The sequence below is a fragment of the Bilophila sp. 4_1_30 genome (assembly GCF_000224655.1).
In the GTDB taxonomy this organism is placed as follows: domain Bacteria; phylum Desulfobacterota; class Desulfovibrionia; order Desulfovibrionales; family Desulfovibrionaceae; genus Bilophila; species Bilophila wadsworthia.
The window spans coordinates 271,530-275,275 of record NZ_JH114234.1; the positions used below are offsets into that span (position 1 = coordinate 271,530).

General features: G+C 54.8%; 1 protein-coding gene. It reads left to right on the plus strand.

Annotation, left to right across the window (positions count from 1 at the left end):
• Nucleotides 1-296: 296 nt before the first annotated feature.
• On the plus strand, nucleotides 297-3,746 hold a 3,450-nt coding region (locus tag HMPREF0178_RS22165), incomplete at its 3' end, for a pectate lyase-like adhesive domain-containing protein (protein ID WP_198135010.1).

Consider the following 3,746-nt stretch of genomic DNA (forward strand, 5'->3'; position numbering starts at 1 on the left):
TACGTACGTACGTACGTCGTACGTTCGTACGTCGTCCTCTCGTCTCTCTCTCTCTCTCTCTCTCTCTCTCTCTCTCTCTCTCTCTCTCTCTCTCTCTCTCTCTCTCGTAGTGTATTCGGTTCCGCTCGGTGAAAAGCCCGCGCCTCTCGGCGTGGGCTTTTTTCATCGGGAAATAACTACATCTTTAACGCCGTAAGTTTCAAATCCATCCTGAGGAGGATGTAATCATGACCTTATCGAGAGGAGCTATCGGGAACCTGGTCAACAGGTACCGTGCCGTCCTGCGGAAGTGTCGCATGATGAACGTATTCGGGTCATTAGCAGTGGCCGGCATGCTTGTCGCGGGAAACGCGGGGTTTGCCGGCGCGGAGGAATTATCAGGCGACATTTCCCCGATATCTTTATCAGGAGATACCCGAAATATTATTGGGGTTGGGGATATAAGTCTCCGGTCGACCGAGCCTGCGCTGCGGTATCTCATCAATGTGTCGGGGCAAGGGCAACTTGATATTTCCATGTCCAACGGCAGTCCGATGGCTGTTGGACATGCTGATGGGATCTATTTAAAGGATTATTCTGACTCTGATCAATACGCGTCGGCTTTCCATGTAGCTGGTTCGGGAAGTTCCGGTTCTTTTGTGGGGACAGGAACCTTCTCAATGGTGGGCGGCGGAAAGCTGTTGGGCGTGTGCGCTTTTTTGAGTGAAAGTAAAGGAACGCTGACTCTTTCTGGGGATATTACTGGTGAAGCCGAAGCCGTGATGAACGGCTCCAATGGGTATGCCTCCTTTGCTGCTGCAGCGGCAGGGGGAAATCTGGTTTTTGGAGGGGACAGGACGACATTACGGGCGAAAGCATCTACAGGGAACAATGCCAATGGGGCCTTCGTCAAGTATGGAGGTATGATTGACTTTGCCAGTAAGTCCGTATTGATTGAATCAAAAAATACGGATTCCAACAGCGTGGGTATCAACTGTGCTGATGGTACGGTCAAAACAAGTGCTGATACGGATCTGGATATCGTGGTGGAGGGAAACAAGGCTACAACGGGTATCCAGCTTACGGCGAGTTCCTCCGATGTGCAGCTTGCCGGGAATCTTGATCTGACGGCAACGCAGACAGGGCAAGATTCTTTTGCTTCAGTACTTGGTATATCAAATGACTCAGGCAAAATGGTCGTCTCTGGCCCTACCTCGTTACGTTTGGTTACCAATGCCCCCTTTGATGCAAAGGGTATTACCGCTTCCGGCAAAGCTGATATGAGCTTTCTTGGGGATGTCGAGATTGCGGTTACGGGTAGCGCATCCGGTAGTGCTCTTTATACGACCTACCGTTATGATTATTCGACTCAAGCCGGTATCTGCCCGGTTATCTCCCTAGGTACCGACGGGAAGGCCGTAACGCTGAATTCTTCAGGTTATGGCATAAATAATCAGGGAGGAAGCGTTTCCCTCACGGGACAGCGAATCAATATAACGGGAAGCACGGGCGTCTTTGTTGAGGGGGGCGGCAATGAGAATGTTTTCGCAGACGTCCGGTTTGATGGGCCTACGACTATAAATGCGGACAAGGCGATTGTCACGAGTATCAAGGCCGGAGAGCAGGTCGGCGCTTCCGTGACCTTTGCCTATAACCCTACGCCGATCAATGTCCCCGTCACGAAGGAAAGCGCGGATTCAAAGGTGAGGGGGAGTGTCACCGGTTCCTCCGGTACAATCAACAAGGAGAACGCAGGTTCTCTTGCATTCTATGGCGATATTTCCAATTTTAGCGGAGTGTTTAATCAAAAGGGCGGAACGACGTTCTTGAGTGAAGGTGCAGCCGGGTATTTTGGCAAGGCGCAGTTAGCCGTGACGGGTGGCGCACTTGTCGCTCCTACCTTGTCCTTCCAAAAGACAGGCACGCTTACTCTTGCGGGCGGTACGCTGGAAACGGGAACGGGACAGATCTTTACGAGCGCTTTGAACGCGGACGGGGATATGAAGGACCCCGGCGCGGTGAAGCTGAGCGACAGCAATTGGAAGTTTGACTCAGGGGTGATCGCGTTTGATGACGCCAAGTACAACATTGTATACGCCCAGACAGCGGCCGGTCTGCTGGGGGCTGGTAATGTTGCGGCGGACAATGTGTCCGGCTCGGGCTCCGCAAAGGAGATCACGTTCACCGGAACGCTTGTCGAGTTGCCCCCTGGAGATCCTGACAGCTTTGAAACGCTGCAAAAGGCCGTTTTGGATACCGGAATCGACAGCATCAAGCTGGGAAGCGATATCGTTTTATCCAAGCGCTTGCAGGGAACCACACCCGTCGCTCGCTCATTGGCCATCGACGGCAACGGGCACACGATAAGCGGAGCCTACCCGGGCCTGTGGTTCAAGGGGATGGATTCCGGGACTGTTTCCATCCAGAATATTGCCTTTGACGGCTTGAAGACGTCTTCTGGCGACAGATACGAAGGGCCCGTGTCCTTCGGCCCGGCCATTTTCTTTGATATGGGGTACTTTGCCTATAACTGGAAGAGTACCGCAAAGCTGATTATCGGTGACGGCGTCCAATTCAGGAATACGGAGAGCGTAGGTGACGGCGCCGGCGGTGCCGTCAGGACCGCCCACGGCATTGTGGAGATCGGAAACAACGTCAGTTTCATCAACTGTACGGGAGGTTCAGGAGGCGGCCTCTACAGCGAATCGTTTACGACGATCGGCGACAACGTTGTCTTCGAAGGCAACAAGGGCCGCAGAGGCGGCGCGCTGAATGTGGTTGACGATTATGGAGGCTACCTTACCGATCCCAATTATGCGTCCGGCGCGCGCCGCGTGAAGTATGTGCACATCGGGAAGAACGCCCTTTTCAAGAACAACAGCGTTGAATTGCTGGGTTCCGGAGGGAACGGCGGCGCGATCGAAGTGCAGTCGGGAGAGCTGAGTATCGATGACGGCGCCACATTTACGGGAAATACCTCCAAGTCCACAGGTGGGGCCATAGCCGTATGCGATTGGAGCCCCCAGCTGCCCGCCAAGGCGGTATTGGGATCCGCGACGTTCATTCAAAACAGCGCGGGAAGCTATGGCGGAGCGATCATCAACGAAGGCGACGTGCGCTTCAACGGTCCTGTCTCGTTTGTTGAGAACACGGCCGGCAAGATCGGGGGTGCCGTTTGCAATCTGAATACGCTGAATATGGCGGCGGAATCCGCGTTTTCCAAGAATACGGCAGGAGTGGGCGGAGGGCTCTATAACGAAGGGATTGCTTCTCTGGGCAAGGCTTCCTTTATTGAAAACGCCGCTGCCGACGGTGGCGGAGCCGTATTCAACGTGCATCAGCTGACGTTTGCCGACGGAGCCGTTTTCTCCGGGAACAGCGCGACGGACGGCGGCGCCGTTTATAACGATTTCTCCGCGGATAAGGACGGCAACGTCGTGAGTGATGGTTCCCTCACATTCAACGGCGGAGCGCGCTTCACCGGCAATACGGCCAGCGGGCTTGGCGGGGCCATCTACAACACCCGTTCCATCACCCTCAATCCCGGCGCTGGTCAGGAGATCGTGTTCAGCGGGAATACGGACTCCACGGGTTCGAACGCGATCTTCATGGGCGACGGCTCCAGTCTGGACATCACGGGAGACGGCAAGGTCGTCTTTGATGATGCACTGTCGTCTCAAAGCGCAACGCCGACCCTGAAGAAGACGGGGAGCGGGGAACTGCTCCTCAACGCCTCAATGGATGGCTTCCTGGGCACGGCTTCTTTC